Raw genomic sequence first — 25,049 nt, 5'->3', positions numbered from 1 at the left:
CGCAGCTTATAAAAAATATCAAAGAGTCTCATAAGCAGGTTTAGATTTTGTTGTAACCTTCAGCCGGGCCGGGTTTTTACCCGGCCTTTTGCTTGCCTCTTAATAGGGAAATTTGTTTCCCTATCTTTGCGGCGTAATTATCCCTAAATACTTTATGAGAGCACTTTTACTGTCATTATCAGCATGTTTGCTGCTGCTTGTTAATGCCCAGGCCCAGTTACCTGTTATAAGATTGAACCCTATTGAGAAGCCGCTGGATAGCGCAAAACACTACCAGAAAATCCTCATTGTCGGTGAAGGGGATATGCAGGCGCATATGTTCCTCGATTATCTCTCTGCCCAACTTATCAAAGGGTTTAACTCCCGGAGAATTGAATGTAAATATGAATATCTGGGTGATAGTAAAAAGGTAAATACCCATGCTGCGCTGGAAAAAGCTAAAGCATGGCCACACGACGCCATTCTTCAGTTCCTTCCAATCGGGACCGAATCTGAAGACGTCCGTGCACTCGGACTATCCCGGCTCGGACCACAGGCTGCAGATAATATATTACCGCTTCGATATAAAACAAAGCGGCATTTGCAGAATGATTTTGATATCGCACTGAACGAGAACACTGAGAACATCTGGTTCAGCCGCCTCACTGTCGAAATGATAATGGATAAACTAACTGTATTCAAAAGGCTCCGGCAGCTGATCATCGCTGACATGGAGAGGCAACACGTGCTGCCTGACTAATTCAGCACCCTGAAAAGCAGTACATTTGTAATCTTATGAGGCAGTTGGTACTTTCTATTATATTATGCACAGCATTTGTGCAATTTACATCAGCACAGGTAGGCACTTCCGTTTACGATACCCATCAATATAAAAAAGGTATTTATAAAACCTTCCGGGAGTTTAGAGCGAATGATCCATCAGTTACGGGAACAATTACGGTGAAGAACAGGACTCCGGCGGCACAGGTATATCTGTTGTCTGCGCCCAATGAACTGAACCTGGTCGATTCAACCGGAAAAGAGCAGAAAGTGAAAAAATACTGGGGTTATTCAGATGGCTCTTCTATCTATATTAAAGACAACGGTCTGAATAAACTGGAAGAAATAGGATACTATTGCCTATACCGCATCAGGGCTATTACTTCCAGTACAGGGAACAGGGCTACAGCCGGAATGGTCTTTGAGAATACCCCTCCGCCAACGGCAGACAAACGGGTGTTGAACCTGGTAACAGGGGATGTTTATGACCTGACCCTGTTTAATATGCGTAAATATATTCTGCCGCAAGACACCGCCCTGTTAAGGGAATTTAACGAAGACAAAGACAACAAGAGCAAACTGATATATTATATCCAGAAGTTCAATCAACGGAACACGCCATCCTGGTAATATCAATATCCGGCATTTTATTTTTTTAAGTCCTGTCTATGACGGGACTTTTTTTGTGTATTACAACTCAGCAGGTATAGTATTTGTTTGTTTAACCATGTAAGCATAAATACCCTAAAGCGTTTTATTTCAGTAAATTACTGTATAAGTAACCTTTTTCATAGTGACAGATCCATCTACGAACGAAGAAAAGCATCATGGTCGTCCCTGGTGGCGATGGTTATTGTGGACGCTTGTCGTCCTGCTGATACTTCCTGTAATGGCAGTATTACTTTTGCAGCTGGAACCAGTGCAGGATTATATACGCCGGCAGGGGGAACAATATCTGCAAAAGAAGCTGCATACCCAGGTACGCATCGGATATCTGCGTATGCGCGGATGGAAATACCTGGAACTGAGGAATGTTTATGTTGCCGATACCAGCTCGAAGGCCCTGCTGTATTCCGGCACACTGAAGGTAAGGTACAATCTGTTGGCTTTTCTCAACAATGAGTTGAAGGTCAATGGCCTCGAATGGGACTCTGTGCTGGTCAATATTTATCGTAACCAGGGAGATAGCGTCTATAACTATCAGTTTATCCAGGACGCCTTTGTTACTAAAGACAGCATACCGGATACCCTCTCTGCAGAGACAGGCACCACGCTTCAATTCCATATCAAAGATGTAACGCTTAGTAATGTGCGCCTCCGCTTTGCAGACGCAGAAGGGGGGATGACTGCCATTGTGCGTTTCCAGGAACTGCATGTTGATCCGGACGACCTCTTACTCGATGAAGGCTTGTACGCATTCCGGGGAATTGAGCTGAACGGTATGAAAGGCATATACACAACCTCCTACCGTCCGAAAGCACTTAACAATGCGCCTCCGCCGCCCTTGCCGGCAGATACCTCCAGCACGCCATTCCACCTGCTGTTAAAAAAGCTTCAGATCAAAAACAGCGCATTTTTATACTCAGACGAAGCAAGCGGTCTATCAACTGTATGGCGTATCAGCAATCTGCAACTGTCCAATTCAGACATAGATCTTGATTCAACCTTAGTAAAGATCGGAGAGTTAAAGATCAGCAGGACAGTAGGTGTATTTACATTATCTGCCGCGAAAGACACATCCGCTCCAATTCCCACAGATAGCGTGCCCAACACATGGAAAGTATTGGCTACCAAAGCAGAACTGGAGCATGTGGATTTCAAGTTTGATAATAATACTGCGCCGCCGCCAAGAGGAGCAGGTAATGATCCGGATTATAACCATCTCTTCCTCTACAACTTCAATACTGCAGTTTCCAATATTCTTTATAAAACCGATACCATTAGTGCCGCTCTTAAATCGCTGGAAGTCAGCGAGAAGTCAGGCTTCGCGGTGAAACAGGCACACTTTAACGTGCTCTTTACTCCTCAGACGCTGGCTTTACAGAACCTGCTACTGGAAACAAATAAAAGCCTGCTTAGAAAACAGATTGCGGTAACGGTCCCTTCCTGGTCCACGCTTTCTGAACAGATGGATCAGTTACAGCTTCGCGCTGATATCGACTCCTCCCGCATCACATTGGGAGAGTTCCTTCCATTTGTACCGGATTCACGCCGGAATCCTTCCATGAAACCGTTGTGGGACAAGGTGATAGATGTGACTGCGGAATTAAAGGGAAGTATGGGTAAACTGATCATCGAAACGCTGCGTATAACAGACAACGTCGGTAACCATATCCGGACAAACGGAGAAATTGAGCATGCTACAGACGCAGAACGTTTCTGGGCAAACCTTCCTTCGATATATATTCAGTCAGGCAATAAACCATTACGGTCCTGGTTACCGGCAGGTACGCTGCCCGATACTCCAAGACTACCGGAGCACATGCTTATTACCGGCAACATGCTTGGCGGTATGCAGGACCTTAAAACACAGTTACACCTGACCAGCAGTTCTGCGAATGCACAGTTATCCGCACATCTTGTACATATTACAGACAGCATCCGTGCCCGTTATGATGTAAACGTAGCATCCTTTAAAGTGCATCCCGGCATTCTGATGTACGACACAGCCATGGGCTGGATCAGCGGAAGGATGTCTGCCTCCGGCCAGGGATATACATTCCCCGGAATGGTGGCCAAAGCTGCCATAGACCTCGATGCTGCTACCTACAATCGCTATACTTATCACGGCATTTCTGTCAACGGCAACATTGATAAGAATCAGTTACATGCAGAAGGCCAAAGTACCGATACAAGCATCACACTCACCTTTGATGTTAACGCATTATTAGGCGACACCAGTGTACAATCTTTACAGGCGAACCTTCAGATGGACAAGGCAGACCTGTATGCCACAAACTGGTACGCTGATCCGATGATATTGAAAGGCGCGCTGGCGGCAGACTTCAGTAGTCTTGATCCCAAGCGGCTGGTTGGAACAGCCTTTCTTCATAACTGGCAGGTAGCTACGAACGGGCAGGTATTTCCTTTAGACACCATTGCGCTCACAGCCAGATATGATGACCAGCAATATCTTGCACTGGAAGGGCCTTTTGGGTTCATACATGCCAATGGTAATATCGATTATACAAAAGTGGGCGGTGCGTTTGGTCAGCTGATCAATAAACCATTACAACCATACGATAGTGCGAAACTGGTACAATTACCTGCCGGACAAACCTTACAGTGGAATGCTGCCCTGTCCTGGCCACGCAGTCTTAAAAATATGGCGCCCGGCCTTCGGATGGAACAGCCACTGGTTATTGACGGACGACTGAATACAGACAGTAGTCTGCTGGTGTTCAACGCCAATCTGCTCAAACTTGTGTATGATTCTTTGCGTGTAGACAGTGTACAGATTGCCGCCCGGATCCAGGACACAACCTTGAATGCCTCTGTGGATCTCGCCAGGCTGCATCATCAGATAGCACCGCTGTATCATACGCAATTGAAAGCGAATGCCACCGGAGGCAAGGTGGACTGGGACCTGCTACTGGATGATATCAAACGTAATCCGAAATATAAGATAGGCGGTTACGTTACCTTCCTGCCTGCCAATGCAATGAACCTTTCACTGAAAACGGATCTGTTACTGAATAAACAACAATGGAAAGTAGATGAAGGTAACCGGATACATCTCATCAACGGAGGCCCCGATACTGCTCAACTCACACTTTCTTATCAGAACCAATCCATTCAGATACAGACACTGAGAGATACTGCACAGGGGAAACTGCCACCGTTAAAAACCAACATTAAAGATTTCAAACTGTCGACTATAACAGCACTGCTGTCATCAGATACATTGCTGGCGAATGGCCTGCTGAATGCAGATGCTCTGGTGAGTAACCTGGACAATTCTCCATTGGTAAAAAGCTCATTGAAAATAGATTCTCTTGTTTTCCGGGGAACGCCGGTCGGAACGCTGGAGGCTAATGTAGAAACACCTCAAGCCAATCAATATAAACTTGCTGCTAATCTGACCGGCAATCAGAATGATGTCAAAGTAGATGGTACCTACGATAGTACGATCAATGCGACGGTGGATATTAACAATATCAACATGGCATCTCTCGAATCATTCACATTCGGGAACGTGACACGTATGCATGGTAGTGCGGATGGGCAATTTACTATTACCGGCACGACGGATAAGCCGAAAGTTTTAGGAATGCTGCATTTCAACGATGCCGGCGGTACCATTACTTATGTTGGCGCCCCCTTACGCCTGCCAGACGAAACGATCAACATGGACGAAAGAGGGATCGCATTCAACCAGTTTGTAGTTGCTGACAGTCTTGGTAATGAACTGGTGGTAGACGGCCGGATCAACACACGCGATTTCTCCCGGTATAACTTTAATCTCAGTATCAACTCGGATAACTTCATGATACTGGGTAAACAACAGGATCCGCAGCAATTGTATTATGGTCCGGCATTTATAGACACCCGCATCAGCGTACGTGGCAATATGGACCTGCCAAGAGTTGACGCCAATGTGAAACTCCGTGATAAATCAAATATCACCGTTACCCTCCCTTCGGAAGAACCAGGCATAGCCAACAGGGAAGGAGTGATCGTATTTGTGGATAAGTCTAATCCTTTAGATTCCAGTCTCATTAAAGCGGTTGACAGTACTAAATACCTCAACCCGCGCCTGAAAGGGATCAACCTGTCTGGCAATGCTGAGATCACGCCGGAGTCTACTATCAGAATTATCATCGACCCTATCAATGGAGACTTTGTAGAAGCTAAAGGAACTGCTAATATCAATGCGACACTGGATGCGAGCACCAAAATGAGCCTGACCGGCCGTTATGAAATAACCGAGGGTAAGTATGAAATGTCTCTCAATCAATTGATCAAGCGTTCTTTCAGCATAGAAAAAGGCAGCACGATCACATTCAGCGGAGAGGCGATGGAAGCTGATCTGGACATTACCGCCCGTTATACGGTCAATGCAACAGCAGCCGACCTGGTACAAGATCAGCTGACTAACATGTCAGAAATTGACAGGAACAGGTACAGACAGAAATTACCATTCTACGTATACCTCCGTATCAAAGGACAGATGATGAAACCGGAGATCTCCTTTGAGCTCGACATGCCTGAAGCAGAACAGAACGCCTTTAGCGGAAGTGTGTATAACCGTCTGAAACAGATCAACCAGATCCCTTCAGAATTGAACAAACAGGTAATGGGATTATTGGTACTCAACAGCTTCATTCCTGAAGATCCTTTTGCAGGTGATGGTGGTGGCAGTGGTGATTTTGGTGCACGTAATATGGCTCGTCAGAGTGTAAGTAAGATCCTTTCTCAACAGTTAAACAACCTGGCAGGCAATCTTATTAAAGGTGTAGATCTGAATTTCGACGTGGAGTCCCGGGAAGATTATTCCACCGGAGCCGCACAGGAAACTACCAATCTGAAGGTGGGCGCATCCAAGAAACTCTTCAATGAACGGTTGTCTGTTTCTGTTGGCTCCAATGTAATGCTGCAGGGAGAAAACCAGGCGAATCCATCCTCCCTGGTAGGTGATATTTCCATAGAATATAAACTGACGAAAGACGGCCGTTACCGTGTAAGGGTATATCAACGGAATGATAACAGTACTGTCATAGAGGGACAGGTAGTAGAAACCGGCGTTGCCTTTGCATTGATAATGGATTATGACGAATTCCGCGAAATATTCCGCCGTGCTAAATCCCAGGAGAAAAAAGAAAGGCTCCGCAATAAGAAAACTGTCAGCAAGAAATAAAATGATCAGAAGAAACAGGTATATATCATCCACTGTTATTACAGCGCTTTTTGCCCTGTGCATAAGTGCCTGTAGTACCACCAAAACTGTCCCCGAAAATGACCGTTTATATACTGGGACGAACATAAAATGGGAAGGAAAAAAGCCCAGGAGGGACTACGGCACGCTTATCGCAGAAATGAGCAACCGTACAAGGCCTAAACCCAATCGAAAGTTCGCCGGTATGCCTATCAGGCTTTGGTTGTACAATCTTGGAAAGGAACCTAAAGGGAAAGGATTGAATTATCTTTTAAGGCGTAAGTGGGGAGAACCGCCTGTTTTACTAAGCAGTGCCAAACCAGATTATACGGCTACTGTTCTGGAACAATACCTGGTTGATAATGGATTCTTTCAGGCAGCCGTTGCTTCAGAAATAAAGTACCAGGGAAAGAAGAAGGCCTCCATTACTTACACTGCTACTCCTAATACCCGTTACCGCATCAAAAGTGTCACTTACGAAACAGATAGTACCGAACTTGGTAAAGCGATAGCCGCTGCACAAGAGGGCAGTTCTCTACGTCTAAGACGTCCATTCCGTCTGGATAGTGTGGTAGCAGAACGTAACCGTGTACATGAAATTTTGAAGGAGCAGGGGTACTACTACTTTACTGCTGATCACTTACTTGTGGAAGTAGACAGCACAAATAAAGGCATGGTTGATCTCTATCTTAAAATGAAAGACGAAACCCCGCTGGCTGCGCGTAAGCAATACAGGATGAAGAACATTACAGTGTATCCTAATTACTCGCTGGATAATGATTCTCTTTCCCGCAGGGGCAGGCCGGTACAGTATCAGCATATACGTATCGTTGATTCGACCAACAAGTTCAGGCCCAGCGTGCTTGGACGCTCAGTATTCCTGAAACCGGATAGTTTATATACGCTTAGTGCACATAATGTTACCCTTCGCAGGCTTACCGATCTCGGTACTTTTAAATTTGTAAAGGGTCAATTCAGGCAGGTAAGGGGAGACAGTTCTAAACTAAACGCCAGTTTCTTCCTCACACCTTATCCACGTAGAAGTTTATCGGCCGAATTAAGAGGAACCTCCAAGTCAAACAACTTTGTCGGTTCTGAGGTGCGGATCACTTCCCGTAACCGTAACTGGTTACATGCAGCAAACCTGCTGGAGATCACACTGTCCGGCGGTATGGAATGGCAGGTAGGAGGAAGGCAAACGGCTAACAACACTACTTTGAGAGGAGGTAACTCCTACAACTTGAAGGCAGAAGCGGCAGTTACTATTCCTCGGTTCTGGCAGCCACTTTTCAACTTTAACGTGCGGACGCCTTATGTACCCCGTACGCGAATCAGCTTAAGCTATGAATTATTCAGCCGTAGTCAATTATATAACCTTAACGCATATTCTTTCCAGTTCCAGTATATCTGGCGTCAGACACAATATCTGGAACATAAGTGGTCGCCGGTTGCCATTACCTATGTGCTACCAACCAGTACTACACCTGGTTATGACAGTATTCTAAAGAATGATCCTAGTCAACGGGCAGCTATTGAAAAACAATTCATTCTTGGAGGCAACTATAGTATTACCTACAATAATCAGTCGGAGAACAGGGAACATAGCTTCTATCTCAATGGAGATCTGGACTATTCGGGTAATCTGGCCGGCCTGGTTATTCCTAAAAAAGATAGTGGCAGGACACTGCTGGGAGCTCCATTTGCTCAATATGTACGATTAACAGGAGACATCAGGCATTATTGGAAATTTACGCGCAGACTGACCTGGGTAAACCGTCTTTATGCAGGATTTGGTATTCCTTATGGTAACTCTACAACCTTACCATTTGTAAAGCAATACTTTATAGGGGGTAGTAGTAGTCTTCGCGGATTCCGGGCCAGAACACTGGGTCCTGGAAGCTATAAGGACACGACCAGTCAGTTCCTGGCAAATGAAGCCGGCGATATCAGGTTGGAATATAACTCTGAACTACGTGCACGGCTTACAGGCATCTTTAATGCGGCCCTCTTCCTGGACGCAGGTAACATCTGGCTGAAGCAGGATGTACCCACTAAACCGGGTAGCAAATTCAAGGCAAAGTCTTTCGGCAATCAGATAGCTGTGGATGCAGGTGTGGGGTTACGTATAGATGCCTCTATCATTGTAGTACGGCTTGATCTGGCATTCCCGTTGCGTAAACCATGGTTGCCTTCTGACGAAAGATGGGTAATAAAAGATATTAACTTCGGCGATCCGGATTGGCGTAGAGAAAATCTCATATTAAATATAGCAATTGGATATCCTTTCTGATTTTTTTACCTTGGGCGGGCGAAACCCCGCCTTTATTTAAAAACCAGACCTATGATAACAACAAACTATACTCGCATCTTCGTCATTCTGCTTTGCAGCTTGCTTAGCTTTACATCCTGCAGCAGGAAGATCACCGAAAACGGAAAAGCATCTTATTATGCCGACAAGTTTGAAGGACGTAAAACCGCCAGCGGAGAAACCTTTAGACAGAACGGATTAACAGCGGCCCACCGTACGCTGCCCTTTGGTACCAAAGTAAAGGTCATCAATGTTTCCAACGGTAAGTCGGTAACTGTACGTGTCAATGATCGCGGACCATTCTCTCAGGGAAGGGTGATCGATCTTTCAAAAAAGGCAGCCAAGCGTATAGGCATGATCAGCACAGGAGTAGCCGTTGTCGAAATAAAATACAAGAAGAAAAAGTAAACTGATCCATCAGATAAAACAAAAGCGGTCCGCCTTTGGCGTGACCGCTTTTTTATGCTAAGATATTGGGATATCAGGCGTGGATGCCTTCGCCAATTTCTTCTACCATCTTTCTACAGAAAGCCGGAAGGTCATTAGGGTTACGACTGGTAACCAATCCATTATCCACAACTACTTCCTGGTCAACCCAGTTCGCACCTGCGTTAATAAGGTCTGTTTTCAGAGAAGGATATGAAGTAACAGACCTCCCTTTCAGTTCTCCCGTTTCTATTAATGTCCACGGACCGTGACAAATAGCCGCAATTGGTTTGCTGTCATCAAAAAAGCCGGTTACAAAATTCACTGCTTCCTGACTTTCGCGCAGGTGATCAGGATTCATTACGCCACCGGGAAGTACAAGTGCGTCGTAGTCCTTTGCATTAGCATCTGCCACGGTTTTATCTACAGGATATGTTTTCCCCCAGTCTTTTTCGGCCCACGCTTTTACCTCACCATCATGTAAAGATATAACCTCCACATTAGCTCCTGCTTCCTGTAGCGCTTCCAGCGGTTTTGTAAATTCAACCTCTTCAAAACCGTCAGCCACTAAAATGGCCACTTTCTTATTACTGAGCTTGTTTTCCATGATATTCCGTTTTATGTTTTTGGTAATTAACTGTTAGGATTACTACTTACTCACAACAAAAACAATTCCCAACAGTGAAATCCGTATCATGGTGAGGTTATAGGCGTTCTTTTGCTGATATTCAATTTATCTTCTGTGCATTTTTTTACTCATAGTTACATTGACAATACTCATTTATCTCACATTTCTAGGCTATTTAGGGTATTTTTTTTGGAATTATTATAGCAGTATTGTTATTTGCACCGCAATCAGTTTTACCATATTCTCATGAAAAAACGCTATTTGCCAGGCATCTGAGAATGCATGTTTTTTTATACGCGGTTTGCTGCAATGGCAATAGTTGAAAGTATAATGTGAGAGAAAGCTGAAGAATTGTTATATATCCAATCTCTATTAATTCCCTTTTTTGTACAGCATTTTTTGCCCCGTAGTGTTTTACGGTGTCAATCGTGCATGGCCTGATGTTGACCACAACATTATTGATACATTGTCTTCCATATCCTAGTCTTAAATAGCCAATCTGCTGCCGGTGATACTCTTCGCCGGCAGTCTTTCTTTTATCTTTTCCTTTCTGCTACTGCGTTTAAGGCACTATTCTGTTGTAACAATGTGTATATGTAACTGGCTCTGAATTGCTGCCCGTTGATGTTGTACAATGGATCATTGCTGCCGGCCGAATCCTGCAATGCATCTGAGGAGAAATATAACGGATGTACGGCGTTTCTTGCAAACACGTTAGATGCTGCGGGGTCCAGAATATATTGTCCATTGTCATAGGGGATATTCAATGCCTCTCTGGATAATTTAAAGTTTATCGACAGGTGATTTATATACTCGGTAACGAATCCCTGCCTATCAAAATTATTGGGCTGTGCCTGATCAAGCTGTCTTCCTGCTGCAGTCAATAATTCTTCTGTGTACTTTACGAGGCCTGGATTATAGATGTTAACACGGTCTGCGTATAAATGCCAGACGCTCCTGACACCCTCTAAAGCGGCAGCGGCTTCCTTGAGACTATAACGCGCTTCGGGAGAATCGAATCCACTGAGGCCCAGAGACATGACTCTTACTAATTCCAGCCTCATCGCATCAAATAACTGTGCATCAGTGGGCATTGGTCTGGAGTCGAGTTGTCGCAGGCTGTTCACGGCTGTAGCCAGTTTACGTGCTTCTATGTAAGCTAACTGCGTATTAGCTGTCTGTATAGTTGGATATATCAGATGTTCAAGGGTCTGAAACGCTTGCCTGTTCTTATTTGAAACAGTATCATCACCCCGGCCGTTGATCAATTGTACGGTGTAGGGATTGAAGTATTCTGCAAGCACTTCTATTTTTTTATAAGCCAGTCTTGATTCACGGAATACTTCTTGCACATGTTCGGGCGACTGGTGGGTAACCAGTGCGGTACATAGTTTTTCCACTTTATCCTGTAGCCTCTTAACAGACAGCTCATACCAGACCAGCACATTCTTTTCAGCAATCTTTTTGCTATTTGCTGATTCATAAATGCTGTAGGCACAAATAAGCAGAAAGAGAGCAGCTATAACAAAAATAAGTACACGCATAAACCTCAAAATTCACCAGTTGTTTAAAAAGCATTTTTAATTTTACCTATATAAACTGATGGCAGCATAATAATGGCATTGCGTAACCGGGTTAGCTGGCATACAAGCGGAGCAATTGTCCCTGAAAGACAATTTATTATGTGAACAGTTGCAGGTAGTGATCAGCCGAAGATAATCATCGGTTGTTAACTCCTCGTTACGCCAATTTTAAGTTAATTTTAAAATAATAAGCACAAATCAGCCCAGAATGATCAAGCCAGGTCGCATATTACCCATACATGATGTACTGGAAACACTGAATCCTTTTAAGGTCAGGAAGCAGCGCTTAATGAATTACAACCCCGCAAAAGGGCCGGTCACCCGGAAACAGAGCGTATGTGAGAAGATCACGATCTTCAATTACAGCAGTAAACATTTTGAGGAGCAAACTGTGATGGGAAACGACGTGGAGCCGGTCTTTCATCATATTATCGATGACAATCACGGTACTGTATGGGTAAATGTAGATGGCATCAATAAGGAAACGGTACATGACATATGTATGCGCCTGAATATTCATATTCTCCTCGAGGATGACATTATGAGCGTTGGGCAACGTGCAAAAATGGATGAGATAGGAGACCACTTGTTCTGCCTTCTGCCAATGATGTACTTTAATAGTGAGACCTGTACCATTGAACAGGAACAGGTAAGTATTGTACTGGGAAAAAACTTTGTTATTTCTTTCCAGGAAGATGCGGAGAGAGATGTATTTAATCATATCCGGGACAAACTACGGATCAACCATTCCCGGTTCCGTTCCGTTGGATCGGACTATCTCTGTTATTCTCTCCTTGATGTAATTGTGGATAGCTATTATAGTATTATTGAAAAATTAGGGGAGCGGATAGAATTGATGGAGGATGCAGTACAACACCAGGCCAATACCCGCACTCAAGCGCGGATCAACCTACTTAGAAGGGAACTTTTATTATTCAAAAGAGCCGTTGCCCCCGTCCGGGAATTGGTTAACGGATTTCTCAAAAGTGAAAGTGAGTTATTGGAAGAGCGGACCACCAAATATTATAAAGACGTGTATGACCATATCATACAGGCAAATGATCTGGCAGAAAATTATCGCGACGTTATACTAACGGTTCAGGATCTGTATCATACGCAGATCAATCTCAAGATGAATGAGATTATGAAAGTGCTGGCGGTAGTAACCACATTGATGGCCCCATTAACATTTATAGCGGGCATCTATGGTATGAACTTCGACAATATGCCAGAGTTGCATACCAAAAACGGTTATTATTTAACCATGTTATTCATGCTGATCATGTTGATCGGTATGATCATCTTTTTCAGAAAGAAAAAATGGTTCTGATCATTTCTTTTTATAGATAGGCACGGTAGAGCAAGGTTCCCCATACATGAGGCTTTTCACCACGGGCGTCAGCAGGCGGGTGATTTCCACATATGCCGCTTCTCCGGCTCCCTGATCGCCACAACCTTTGATAACCACACGTTTATCAGCGTATTCGTTGATATCTATAGCGTTCAGATTCTTCATAAACTGTACCTGGTGTACATTCCTTTTATCTCCAAAGGCAGCAAAATGAGCAACGGGGGATAAGTAAGTCATCACGAGCATGTATGCCCAGAAAGGTATAACGGCATCTGCAGTACAGATGATGGCTACATTTTTATTACGGTATTGTTCCCAGTCGAGCGACTGAAGTGCTGTTCTGAAGTCTTTCTCTTTAAGGATCATTTCCATAAAGAGATATTGCTTCAGATCAAATTCAACAATTTCTTCTTTTGGATAATAATCTTCCAGGTCCAGGGTAATGAGCCCGCTCTGTGCAACCTTATTTACAATCTCTTCCATAAACCACTTTTTACTTTACAAAGTTACAAAAAAAAGTACCTGTGGATAATTTCGAAGGGTTCTGCAGTAGTAGCCGGCATTTGGGGATCAGGTTAACAGGCATAGGTACAAATAAAAAGCTCCAGGGCTATATGCTCTGGAGCTTTTATTATCAGTTATTTGAAGATGATTATTCCTTAAAAGAATTTGCTACGGTTATCTTCGATCTTGCTCAACTTCTTCAGTACTGAGAACAGCTGCTGATCTAATGCAGAAAGCAGGCTCTGTTCGTAAGCACGGCTTACACTTTTCGGATCTTGTGGCTGACCAGATGCCTGGAAGTTGTCCACTTTGATCACATATACACCAGCGTTACCTTCGATCGGAGCAGATACTTTCGCGGTACCCCAGCTCTTATTGAACGCAGCACCTACTACACGTGGCTCGAAACCGAGGCTGGCAACAAACGGAGTACCGAAGCTGAGACCTTCAGCTTTTTGTTCCGGTTGGTTAGTTGCTTTCTGTGCAGCTTCCAGAGAAGCAGGAGACTGTAATTTCTCGATGATCTGTGTAGCCTTTTTGCCTTTTCTTACTTCAGCTTCTACAGCAGGTCTTACATCTTCAAGGGCAGCGACACCTTCTTCACGAACAGCTGTGAGTACAGCAACTACATAATTATTATCAAAGGTAAATACGTTGCTCACGTCACCTTTCTTAGCATCATAAGCCCAACGAACCAGCTCACGTGCCTGACCGATACCAGGGATCATGTGATCCATAGGGCGGAGGTTGTCAGCGATACGTTTGTTCAGGCCATTCTGCTGAATATTTTTCTCGAATGTTTTCTGATCGCGGTTCTTGGAAGCGAATTCATTTGCTTCAGCATAGGCTTTGCTATCTGTTTCGCGGCTTGGTGCTACTGGTTTTGCCAGGTAAGCGATTTTAACAGCCTGACCAACATTTTTCTGATCCATAACTTCGATCAGGTGATAACCAAAGACCGTTTTTACAACACCAATACTTCCTTTACTTTTTTCCAGCGCAAAATCTTTAAACTCTTTCACCAGTTCAGAAGAAGGAGTTACATCATATTCACCACCGGTTGGTTTGCTACTCGCGTCGTCTGTGTACTGTTGAACCAGGGCTTTGAAATCAGCACCACCTCTAACAGCTCTTTCGATACTATCAACACGGGCTTTAGCGATTGAATCCGGCAGACCACCACCTTGTTGATTTTGTGTAGCTATTAATATGTGACGAACTTTAACGCTGTCTGGTAATAACTTACGATCGATCATTTTCGCGAAAACTATCAGGTTATTATCATAATACGGTCCGAACACAGCGCCGTTAGGTAAACTTAATAAAGTATCTTTCTGAGGAACCATCAGTGCACTCTTTGCAATGTAGCTATCATAGAAAGGTAAGTCTGAGTTGCGGTTGATGAAAGCGGCTACATCAGTATTGCTGATAGTATCGAGTTCCTGTTTAGCTTCGAACAGCACTTTCAGTGCGGCAGCTGTATCGGCAGCAGAAGGGATCACGTTGAAAGAGAGATAATCTACTTTACGGGACTCTTCTGTTTTGAACAGTTCTTTATGATTATTAATATAAGTATTCAGTTCGCTGTCTGTCACTTTAATAGTGGAGTCAGCGATGGTAGCGTATGGAACTGACACATAAGAGATAGATGCCACTTGTCCATTATCCGCAATTTGCTTTTCAGCTAACCATTTAGGATAATATACCGCTTGTTTGACCAGGGAAAGATATTTTTCGGAAATCCTTGACTGAGCAATGTAATCTTCCAGTTGTAACAGACCGGCGCGCATCTGACCAGTTTTGTCCTGGCTGATGTTAGCTAATACCTGTTGCATACGGGCACGATCAAATTGTCCAGTTTTTTCGTCAGTAAATTGCTGGGCAACAACCGGGCTAGGGTTTTTACCGGTGAACTGATCTTTAATCTCTTCATCAGTTACGGCAAGACCAAGTTTCTGGTATTGAGCGTCCATGATCTGTTTGCTCAGGAACTGGTTCCATGCGGATTCGCGTGCCTGTTCGGTAATCTGCTCGGCGAGCATATTATTACCCTGGCGCATACGATCTTCCGAAGCTTTGATCATCTGCTGATAATCAGAGAATTCTAGTTCTTCACCATTTACTTTACCAACAACCGTGGAACGGCGAATGAGAGAGTTTTTGCCGAAAAAGGCATCTTGTAACAGGAAACTGACAATAGCCAGGCAGATCACTACGACGATCACCACAGCATATTTATCCCTGATCTTCTGAATAACTGACATATATTATATAGTCTAAATTTTTTAAGGAAAGCAAAAATAGAATAAAATAACTGTAACTGCAAAACAGTTTTTATTGCCCCAAACCCAATACAGGAAAGGATTTCAAGCAATTTACCGGGAAAGGTATTTTAGGTTTCATTCACAGGTTATCCACATTTGTCATGATTTTTGTACCAGGTTGTGCGTAAGACCCGGGGAATTTTCAATACGGCTATCAGCCATTATTTCAGGATTTTTGCCTTCTTAAAAATATGTGCTCGGTTATTCACATTTCGCAGACGGCAAAATCTTCATTCACATTAAAGTGTGTACAAAGATCGATGTAAAGCTAAAAAAGCAATCTTAACCTGATATAACTTTTTAGTTGTAGTTTATCCACATTGAGTGTTAAAAAAGCGGTAGAATTTGTCCAATATCTTGGTAAAAACCTCACTTCAGGTACCTGAAAACTAATTTTGTTATTCCCGGAGAAAATAGTCGCGTTAACCAAAGGTCAGTTTTGGGGATTGTTTTGAACAGCTGTCCACATGTTTTCAATAGGTGGGTCCAGAAAAAAATATTCACGGAAAACGATATCCACCTATGTGGATGAAGTTAGGGTTTTCCAATACTATGGCCGATCTTCATTGTTAATTTCCTGTGGATAGCTAAGACCAAAAGAATAACAACTACATTTGTACACGATGGTCAAAATTAGTTCTCACATATTCACAGCCCTAATAGTAGTGGGTTTTTTCTTTTTAAATAATAAACTATATATATAATTATGATGAGGGAGCTGGAAATTGCAAAAAGCGAACTGCAAAAAAAAGGATACCTGGATTTGCCGGTTGACGTGCGACTGGATCTCTTTGCAGAAATCGAACGGCTTAAGAAGGAAAAAAATGCGATCGTCCTGGCACACTATTACCAGGAACCCGACATCCAGGATGTGGCAGACTACATCGGGGACAGTTTGGGGTTAAGTCAGCAGGCTGCCAAAACCGATGCAGACATTATTGTTTTTGCCGGAGTACACTTTATGGCTGAGACGGCAAAAATTTTGAGTCCACAAAAGAAAGTGTTATTACCGGACCTGAAAGCAGGATGTTCCCTGGCCGATAGTGCTCCTCCTGAACTGTTCAGAAAGTTCAAGGAAAAACATCCGGATCACCTCGTTATTTCTTACATAAATTGTTCTGCAGGCATCAAAGCGCTCAGCGATATCATTTGCACGTCGTCTAATGCCGAAAAGATCATCGATAGCGTCCCCAAGGATCAACCGATCATTTTTGCCCCCGACAGGAATTTAGGGGCTTATTTGGCCAAAAAAACGGGTAGGGACATGTTGCTCTGGAATGGAGCGTGCATGGTTCACGAGATCTTCTCCCTGGAAAAGATAACCAAGTTGAAGGTTCGTCACCCGAAAGCTAAAGTGATAGCCCATCCAGAGTGTGAAGCAGCTGTCCTCGAAATTGCAGATTATATAGGATCCACTACCGGACTTTTAAAATTCTCTCAGAAAGATGATGCCCAGGAGTACATTGTAGTTACCGAAACCGGTATCCTTCATCAGATGCAGAAAGAAAATCCATCCAAAACTTTTATTCCTGCGCCACCAAATAACGCATGTGCATGTAATGACTGTCCTCATATGAAGTTGAACACGCTGGAAAAGTTGTATTTGTGTATGGAATATGAAGAACCGGAGATCACAATGAATGAACAATTAAGGATTGCTGCAAAGAAACCTATTGAGCGGATGTTAGAGATTAGTGCACAGTACGGATTATAGTTAATTAGTTGATAATTAATAGATTATAAGTTATACAAGGTTATGTTTTCTATAAAAAGGCCCGATTGAGACATCAATCGGGCCTTTTTTATGTCTTCGAACGGCTTATAGTTGCGATGAATATTACAGTATCGGGTATATGGGTATGCAGTTTAAGTATAAGGCCTTTCGATTTGAAGGCCTTATAGCTGCGATGAAAATATTTTTCCTGTGGGTACCTACGGAAAAAATTAGTTTATTGAAAATATAGGGCCTTCTAAAATGAAGGCTTCATAGATGTAGTGTATGTGTAGGTATAGGGATATGGTCGGCTATATGCTACTGTCAACGTTCTAAAATGAAGGCTTTAAGGCTTAAATATTCCTGGAATTCCCGTAGGACCCTACGGGAATTTACCTTAGAACGAAAATATAGCGCCTTCATTTTTGAAGGGCTTATGAATACGATGAAAAATTAATTTGCGACGTCCAGTGGGCGATATCTTTCTGGTGGGCAGTTGAAAAGAATGCTTCAGGAATTCAACGGATCAGTTTTTTCTGTAGGGTACTACGGGAAATGAGACTCCATTTAAGTCATAAGGCCTTCAAATGTGAAGGCCTTATGAGTGCGGCGGAAAAATTGTTATCAGGAGTATAACCAGCCGTTAAATTCTAACGGCCTTTATTTTATAATCAGAGCTGTAAGTTGCCCACGGTTTTACGCAAAGAAAAGCTTTCTTAGTTTCTAAGAAAGTCCTCCGTGACAAAAGATCACACTTCCGTTCAGATAGTTGTTTGTTACTACTCCTGCAATTGCCTGTGCAATCTCTTCTGCCGCGCCTATTCTTCCTACCGGTATTTGTTGAGAAAATTGGCGGAAGGTTTCCTGTTTATCTTTTTCGTTCAGAAAATTCCACCATGGAGTATCAATTACGCCAGGCGAAATAGCGTTGACGCGAATTGGTTTGAGATCTTTTGCAAGGATTGGGACCATAATTTCAAGTGCGCCGTTAATAGCGGCCAGGCCGGCGGTTCCCGGAAGACGAGCAGCGGTTGACGAGGCGGTTAATATTGTAATGCTTCCGGTTTTTTTCAAAAATGGGAGGGCGCTTTAAATTGTTTGGAGATAGGGCCAAAATTTTTTCTCGAAACCTTCTCTAAGATCATCTAACGAAAGTTCTGAAAAACTACCGGCACCTTTTGCACCACTTAAGGTAATGATCAGGTGGTCAAATGAACCGAACGTGGAAAAGAAAGTTGTCAATTGGTTTTTATCGCTACTGTCTATTGCAATTGCGTTCAGTTTGGGGTCAGAAATATGAAGCGCCTCGATTTTTTTCTGTTCGCGCCCTGTTACAGTGATATTTGCTAATGATTCAACTAACATTTTCGCTGTAGCTAGTCCAATACCAGAGGTGCCGCCTGCTATTACTATTTTTTGATTCTGGAGATCTTTGATCATTTGTTTACTGTTTGTTTAACAGTGCAAAGTTCAAAAGTCTATGCTCGGTATTATTGTTCCAAGTATGCAGATGATTGATCGGATCCTGCAATCCTGATCCTTGTTTCCTGTTGGCGATACATCAGGGGAGTAAGTCCGGTTACTTTCTTAAAGAACCGGCTGAATGCGGCTGGCTCACTAAAATCCAATTGATAGGCTATTTCCGCCGCTGACAGTGTTGTTGATTTGAGTAAAACTTTTGCTTCCTGGGCCAACATGTTACTGATTGCGTCCGACGCGGTCTGATTAGTCACGCTTTTTACAACCCTATTCAGATGATTTGGGGTGACATGAAGCATTTTTGCGTAGTCGGTTACTTGTCTTAATGATAAAAAACTTTTACCAACTAGTTTATAGAACCGACTGACAAGGTGCGCATTTGTATCCATAACCCGCGAATCGTCAGCCAGATCTTGTCTTTCATAACTTCTTTTTGCTGTTAGCAGTAACAGATAAAGATACATTTTGATGGCGGTGGTTCTATCTGTATTCATTTCCTGGAGTTCTCTATCTATTTTTTGAAGTAAAAATGTTATCTCTGTCATCTCCATTTGATTACACTTGAATACCTGATGTCCTTCATGATTGAAGAATGGAAATTGTCCCCTGAGATTATTATGTGGTATGAGATTTTCAATGAAGGTTTCTTCGAACAGAATATAGTAGCCGAATACGTCTTGGCTGGCATTTGACTTTGCATGTATCTGCCCGGGGATGGAAAAATTAAGCGTATCCGAAGTCACGTCAAATAATTCAAGCCCGAGCTGCATCCTAAGAGTGCCATTTGTAACTACTCCGATCCTATAGAAATCTGATTTAGCAGGGCCATAATCCGGTATCATTCCTTCAGTTGAATAGATCTCAAAGCCTGGTAGCTTTTTAGTTTCTATTAGTTGATGGTATCCGAAGGGGCTTATTTGGGAAGTATCACGGTGAAGTTTAGCGTGTTGGGAGGAGAGTGGTTGGGTTGGAATATTGTTGGGCGGCTTCATAGTATCAAAAATACGAATGATCCATTGTTCGCCAAATGTTGTAAACCAAATGGATCATTCGTATCTGTCAATTAGACTAATTCTTCTACCCATATAAAGTCAGCTTCTGTTTTGCGGAGGGAAAGGTTATAGCCGGCAACCATGATAGAGATCGGGTCACCAAGGGGGGCAATTTTCTCTACTTTTACAGTTTCTCCGGGTACACACCCCATCTCCATTAATTTGATGTGCAGTTCATCTTTTTCGAAAGACGTTATCACGGCACTTTTACCAATAGCAAGCGAAGACAATTTAATCACTCCTTTTTTCATCCGTTGTAATTTAATCTTTAATGCCTGGTGCTTTCTTTCTCAAACTTAGCAGTTGATAAATTGTATATCTCACTAAGGTCTCGATTTCCTGACGGAGCAAAGGTACAGGCTGGGTATCAATCGAACAAAGACAGAGTAGGGTGAAACCGAAATTTCACCATATTTTTACATTCTCAATTACTTATAAAACGAAGAATACTGCTTATGGCTATCAATTTTGCCCCTCATGAGGTGAAGTTAAATCTGAAGAACAAGACCAGGTTGAAGGCTTTTATTAAAGATTTATTTGCCAGAGAAGGGCAGGGGCTACAAAATTTGCAGTATGTGTTCTGCACTGACGAGTATCTACTGCAGATTAATCAGGAGTTTTTACAACACGATACGCTGACCGATATAGTTACTTTTGAATTGGGGGAGGATCCTGATGTTACCGAAGGGGAGATTTATATTAGTGTTGATAGGGTTAAGGAAAATGCCATGAAGTTTGGTGTAACAGAAGAACAGGAATTACATAGGGTAATTTTTCATGGAGCTTTGCACTTATGTGGTTATAAGGACAAAACAAAAGATCAATCCGCTCTTATGAGGGAGAAGGAAAATGAGTGTCTCGAGCTTTACTTTGGATAGAAACTTATTATGTTCCACGTGGAACATTTACGAAACCCGAACTACTAAGGTTCGGGTTTTCTTATTTTGGAAATATTGATGGGAAAGAAATAGGGTGGTATTGATCTCAATTCCAGAAGGAAAGAATTCGATACTTTGTTCTGATAGATGCGCACCTTTACATTGTATTAACCCAAGCTAAAAGATCTTTTATCAGAAATTGATATATGCAATTCTCACACCTTACTAAGCTCGGTTGGCATACAAAGATCCTTGATGGAAATATTACCCCAATGTTTAGTCTCCCGGACCGTATACAATTTTTATCTCTATCCTTTGTCCGAGATTAATAACCTCACGTCAAATGGTAGTTCTTTGATACATGCACACTTTTTAATATCGTAAGAGGTAAATAATGATAACTCATATGTTACTATATATGGGGTATTTATGTCGTTTTGGAGAAAATGGTGGTTAGCGTGGTTGAAAGGGAGTAGGGAGGAAACACATGCTTTATATACAGACTGGCCCGTCAGTATAGTCTTACACCCAATATCAGGTATGGCCGGCCAGATTTCTAAAGCGCACATACCATCTTCAGAGTTTAGTTAAATGGGAGGTACTTTAATTTCATATTTCATTTTTAAAATATGATTGGGCCGGTCCCCCCAAAATACTACTGCTGTCATATCTTTTGAATGGTGAATCGGATGGGACCTAAAACAGATAGGTCAAATGTGAGTGTTTAACGGATCAAGTTAAAAACCGGGGATTTGTGTTCAGCATAAATTTCAGACCGTTCAAGACAAATTCTTTCCTTTACCCGCTTGCGTCGCAGTCCCCGAACCGGTTGGTTTTGGCAATCCGCCAGTTTCCTCACATCAGGATAATAGACTCTTCATTATAGTTATCCTTCTACAGTGTCCCAATAGGTTTTCTACTGGCTTGATATAAGCTTACTAAAAGGTTACCAAAAGGATATTTAAAGGGCATTTATATATCAAATCGATATTGAAGTGACCTTTAAATGACCTTTTAGTTACATATTGGTAAGCTTATACGTACCTTAGTAAAACGATACAGGAAACTTGTAGTACTAACCTCAAAACGACCTTTTTATGGCCATTGTTAAAGACAATATCCTCATGCAACTTGTCCGGGGCACCCTCGGCAAACAGATCACGATCTACGAAAGGAATGGGCAAATCATTATGGCGAAGAAACGCGGCCCTTCTCGGAAAAAGCCTACCCAAAAGCAGTTAGAAGCAAGGCATAAGATGACTGTCGCTTCGATGCGTGCACATATTATGCTGGAAGATCCGCAGATCAAGGCTTACTATGAATCGCTGGCCGGGCCGGGGCAAAATGCCTATAATATGGCGGTGAAGGATGCTTACCGCAGTCCCGAAGTACAAAACATCAGGTTAGAAGACCAGGAGGTTGTGGTGACTGCCAAAGATGAGTTCCGGGTAGCGGAAGTGGAGGTAAAAGTAATAGACGGTGACGGTGTTATTACCGAGCGTGGGCGGGCAGTTTTAGGCAGGAACGGAGTAGATTGGTATTATATAGCCACTGCACTGCCTGCAGGCGGTAAGGTCATTGTAGACGTAAGAGATTTACCGGGAAACCGAACGGTGAAAGAATTGCTGCTTACATAAAAACCGTCTTCACGGTTTATGAATGGCTTCTTTCTGGTTAAGGAACATTCTCGAATACGTTTACCAGCCTGGCATGGATTATTTTGATATGTGTTGTTCCGCGTTAAAAGTGGATAGGCATGGCTGTGACCTGATCACACGAATCTCCCAGGTTTTCAACCTGGTCCGTTTAAACTTTGGTTATCTTTCATGTTTGTGAGGAAACTATTCGTTAGGGATATTGTGGTTCGCTAATGGGGGATCAACATATGGAACATGTTTATAAAAAGAATCTGGCCTGAACATGTAATATTTATATAACTCCTCCGTGTGCTTCACAACAATAAACAACATGTTCCACGTGGAACATTATATGTCCTTCCTTCTATGTACTTTTGCATTTCTATTTAAACAAGATTATGTTTCCATCTTACGATGTTATTGTGGTAGGCGCCGGACATGCCGGTTGCGAGGCAGCGGCAGCTGCTGCAAATATGGGATCCAAAGTATTACTGGTGACCATGAATATGCAAACTATAGCGCAGATGAGTTGCAACCCAGCAATGGGTGGTATCGCTAAAGGGCAAATAGTAAGAGAAATTGATGCGCTGGGTGGATACTCCGGTATTGTTACAGATCAATCAATGATACAGTTCCGCATGCTGAACCGTTCAAAAGGACCAGCTATGTGGAGCCCTCGTACTCAGAATGACAGGATGCTATTTGCCGCAAAGTGGAGGGAAGCATTGGAGCAAACTCCAAATGTGGACTTTTACCAGGACATGGTAAAAGGATTACTTGTTAAAGATGGGGTTTGTTATGGAGTAGTAACCGGACTCGGTCACGAAATAAAAGCAAAATCAGTTGTACTGACTAATGGTACTTTTCTGAATGGAGTAATGCATATCGGAGATAAACAGTTCGGGGGAGGAAGGGTTGCAGAAAAAGCAGCTACCGGAATCACTGAACAACTTGTTTCTCTCGGTTTCGAAAGTGATCGTTTAAAAACAGGAACACCTCCCAGAATTGATGCAAGAAGTCTGGACTATTCAAAAATGGAAGAACAGCCAGGTGATGATGTGATCACTGGGTTTTCTTATCTGGACATTGAAAAGATTAAACCTGAACAACAGAGAAGTTGTCATATCACTTACACCAGTGATAAGGTACATGAAATGTTGAAAACAGGATTTGACAGATCACCTATGTTTCAGGGAAGGATTCAGGGAGTAGGACCCAGGTACTGTCCAAGTATTGAAGATAAGATAAACAGATTTGCGGAAAGAGACAGGCACCAACTATTTGTTGAGCCGGAAGGTTGGAACACCGTAGAAATTTATGTCAATGGGTTTTCAACATCCCTTCCGGAAGACGTACAATATAAAGCACTGCAGTTAGTTCCCGGATTTGAGAATGTAAAAATGTTCCGTCCAGGGTATGCGATCGAATATGATTACTTCCCGCCAACACAGTTACAGTTCTCCCTGGAAACAAAACATATCCAACATTTATTTTTTGCTGGACAAATTAATGGAACGACCGGATATGAGGAGGCAGCTTGTCAGGGACTAATGGCTGGTATCAATGCTCACCTGAAAGCAAAAGGTCAGGCGCCATTTGTGTTGAAAAGAAGTGAAGCTTATATCGGAGTGTTAATTGATGACCTGATTAATAAAGGAACCGATGAACCTTATCGCATGTTTACATCAAGAGCTGAATTCAGAACTTTATTAAGACAGGATAATGCAGACCTTCGATTGACAGAAAGAAGTTTTGAAATGGGACTGGCCGGACAAAACAGATTTGACAAAGTGACTTTGAAAAGGGAAGGGGTAGAAAAGATAAAAAGTATTTTGAAAGAATTACCGATCGATCCGGAAGAGATCAATCACCTTTTGATAGAAAAAAATAGTTCACCACTTCCACAGAGAATGCGCGCTTACCAAATTTTATTACGGCCTTCCCTGGATATTTTTTCCATGAAGAACAACGTAGCGAAAATCGGAAAAGCGCTTTCTGAATTTAGTGATGAAGTTTTGGAACAGGCGGAAATTCAGATCAAGTATGAAGTGTATATAGAAAAGGAAAATGACCTGGTAAAAAGAATGAGCCAGATGGAAGATCTGATCATACCAGATAGTTTTGATTATGCAAAACTCGTTTCATTGAGTACCGAGGCAAGACAGAAATTTAATAAAATCCGGCCACGTACATTGGGTCAGGCAAGTAGAATAAGTGGAGTGAATCCAAGTGATGTACAGATCCTGATGGTGTATATGGGGAGGTAATGAAAATATTTATTGAATCGAAAATAAAAATACATGCTTTCTATGGGCATGTATTTTTTTTGTCTATATTCGTTTGTCGACCAAAATATCTGGACCCTGAAAAAAGATGAAAGAGATTGAACCTATGACACGACCGACACAATTTTCATCCACGAAGAATTTCTAACGAAGCAGGTTGAAATTTATTTATAGCCAGTTCCACTAATGACTATTTAGTGAGCCTATGGATTTATTCACCACCGGATTTCCTGGAAAATTTCATCA

General features: G+C 42.7%; 18 protein-coding genes. 10 read left to right on the top strand and 8 right to left on the bottom strand.

All coding sequences use genetic code 11. The annotated features are described in order from the left end of the window. The first annotated feature begins 154 nt into the window (after positions 1-154). From C7475_RS11130 to C7475_RS11110, 5 genes are all read left to right on the top strand, one after another. On the top strand, positions 155-739 hold the full coding sequence (locus tag C7475_RS11130; protein WP_146217522.1) for a hypothetical protein: 585 nt from the start codon (positions 155-157) through the stop codon (positions 737-739). A 77-nt stretch (positions 740-816) separates the two neighbouring features. Continuing rightward, positions 817-1,389: a hypothetical protein gene (locus tag C7475_RS11125; protein ID WP_146217521.1), complete on the top strand. Its 573-nt coding sequence runs from the start codon at positions 817-819 to the stop codon at positions 1,387-1,389. A 163-nt stretch (positions 1,390-1,552) separates the two neighbouring features. Beyond that, positions 1,553-6,616, top strand: coding sequence for a translocation/assembly module TamB (locus tag C7475_RS11120; protein WP_146217520.1), 5,064 nt, complete (start codon positions 1,553-1,555; stop codon positions 6,614-6,616). 1 nt (position 6,617) lies between these two features. Further along, a complete protein-coding gene (locus tag C7475_RS11115; protein WP_158286485.1) occupies positions 6,618-8,924 on the top strand; it encodes a BamA/TamA family outer membrane protein in 2,307 nt (768 codons plus the stop codon). Between the two features lie 51 nt (positions 8,925-8,975). Next, on the top strand, positions 8,976-9,350 hold the full coding sequence (locus C7475_RS11110) for a septal ring lytic transglycosylase RlpA family protein (protein ID WP_110053425.1): 375 nt from the start codon (positions 8,976-8,978) through the stop codon (positions 9,348-9,350). 73 nt (positions 9,351-9,423) lie between these two features. Here the strand turns inward: C7475_RS11110 and C7475_RS11105 are convergent, their stop codons facing one another. Both C7475_RS11105 and C7475_RS11100 read right to left on the bottom strand, forming a co-directional pair. After that, positions 9,424-9,975, bottom strand: a complete 552-nt coding sequence (locus C7475_RS11105; protein WP_110053424.1) for a type 1 glutamine amidotransferase domain-containing protein — start codon at positions 9,973-9,975, stop codon at positions 9,424-9,426. Between the two features lie 557 nt (positions 9,976-10,532). Beyond that, positions 10,533-11,540: a hypothetical protein gene (locus C7475_RS11100; RefSeq protein WP_110053423.1), complete on the bottom strand. Its 1,008-nt coding sequence runs from the start codon at positions 11,538-11,540 to the stop codon at positions 10,533-10,535. A gap of 247 nt (positions 11,541-11,787) precedes the next feature. Here C7475_RS11100 and corA point away from each other — a divergent pair, with 247 nt between their 5' ends. Beyond that, positions 11,788-12,909 carry a magnesium/cobalt transporter CorA gene (corA, locus tag C7475_RS11095; RefSeq protein ID WP_110053422.1) on the top strand — a complete coding sequence of 374 codons (1,122 nt, stop codon included), beginning with the start codon at positions 11,788-11,790 and terminating at the stop codon, positions 12,907-12,909. On the opposite strand, the gene C7475_RS11090 is transcribed toward corA, so the two are convergent. After that, a complete protein-coding gene (locus tag C7475_RS11090; RefSeq protein ID WP_110053421.1) occupies positions 12,910-13,413 on the bottom strand; it encodes a DUF2480 family protein in 504 nt (167 codons plus the stop codon). Between the two features lie 176 nt (positions 13,414-13,589). Continuing rightward, positions 13,590-15,698, bottom strand: a complete 2,109-nt coding sequence (locus tag C7475_RS11085) for a peptidylprolyl isomerase (protein ID WP_110053420.1) — start codon at positions 15,696-15,698, stop codon at positions 13,590-13,592. A gap of 769 nt (positions 15,699-16,467) precedes the next feature. Between C7475_RS11085 and nadA the strand changes: the two genes are divergently transcribed. Beyond that, positions 16,468-17,472, top strand: coding sequence for a quinolinate synthase NadA (gene nadA, locus C7475_RS11080; RefSeq protein ID WP_110053419.1), 1,005 nt, complete (start codon positions 16,468-16,470; stop codon positions 17,470-17,472). A 723-nt stretch (positions 17,473-18,195) separates the two neighbouring features. Here nadA and C7475_RS33155 read toward each other — a convergent pair. The 4 genes from C7475_RS33155 to C7475_RS11065 form a co-directional block, all read right to left on the bottom strand. Beyond that, a complete protein-coding gene (locus tag C7475_RS33155; RefSeq protein WP_199236210.1) occupies positions 18,196-18,546 on the bottom strand; it encodes an SDR family oxidoreductase in 351 nt (116 codons plus the stop codon). A gap of 15 nt (positions 18,547-18,561) precedes the next feature. Further along, positions 18,562-18,912, bottom strand: a complete 351-nt coding sequence (locus tag C7475_RS33150) for an SDR family NAD(P)-dependent oxidoreductase (protein ID WP_199236209.1) — start codon at positions 18,910-18,912, stop codon at positions 18,562-18,564. Positions 18,913-18,962: 50 nt separating this feature from the next. After that, entirely contained in the window at positions 18,963-19,943 is a 981-nt protein-coding gene (locus C7475_RS11070) for an AraC family transcriptional regulator (protein WP_110053418.1), read from the bottom strand. A 71-nt stretch (positions 19,944-20,014) separates the two neighbouring features. Further along, positions 20,015-20,254 (bottom strand): FeoA family protein, encoded by a 240-nt coding sequence (locus tag C7475_RS11065; protein ID WP_110053417.1) that lies wholly within the window; start codon positions 20,252-20,254, stop codon positions 20,015-20,017. 204 nt (positions 20,255-20,458) lie between these two features. Between C7475_RS11065 and ybeY the strand changes: the two genes are divergently transcribed. The 3 genes from ybeY (at position 20,459) to mnmG (ending at position 24,785) form a co-directional block, all read left to right on the top strand. Beyond that, entirely contained in the window at positions 20,459-20,881 is a 423-nt protein-coding gene (ybeY, locus tag C7475_RS11060; RefSeq protein ID WP_110053416.1) for an rRNA maturation RNase YbeY, read from the top strand. Between the two features lie 1,097 nt (positions 20,882-21,978). Further along, a complete protein-coding gene (locus tag C7475_RS11055; RefSeq protein ID WP_110053415.1) occupies positions 21,979-22,518 on the top strand; it encodes a hypothetical protein in 540 nt (179 codons plus the stop codon). Positions 22,519-22,916: 398 nt separating this feature from the next. After that, on the top strand, positions 22,917-24,785 hold the full coding sequence (gene mnmG / locus C7475_RS11050) for a tRNA uridine-5-carboxymethylaminomethyl(34) synthesis enzyme MnmG (RefSeq protein ID WP_110053414.1): 1,869 nt from the start codon (positions 22,917-22,919) through the stop codon (positions 24,783-24,785). Positions 24,786-25,049 lie beyond the last annotated feature (264 nt).

The sequence above is a fragment of the Chitinophaga sp. S165 genome (assembly GCF_003182155.1).
Classification (GTDB): domain Bacteria; phylum Bacteroidota; class Bacteroidia; order Chitinophagales; family Chitinophagaceae; genus Chitinophaga.
The sequence above is the reverse complement of the archived record's forward strand: the minus strand, read 5'-3'. Positions and strand labels throughout refer to the sequence as shown.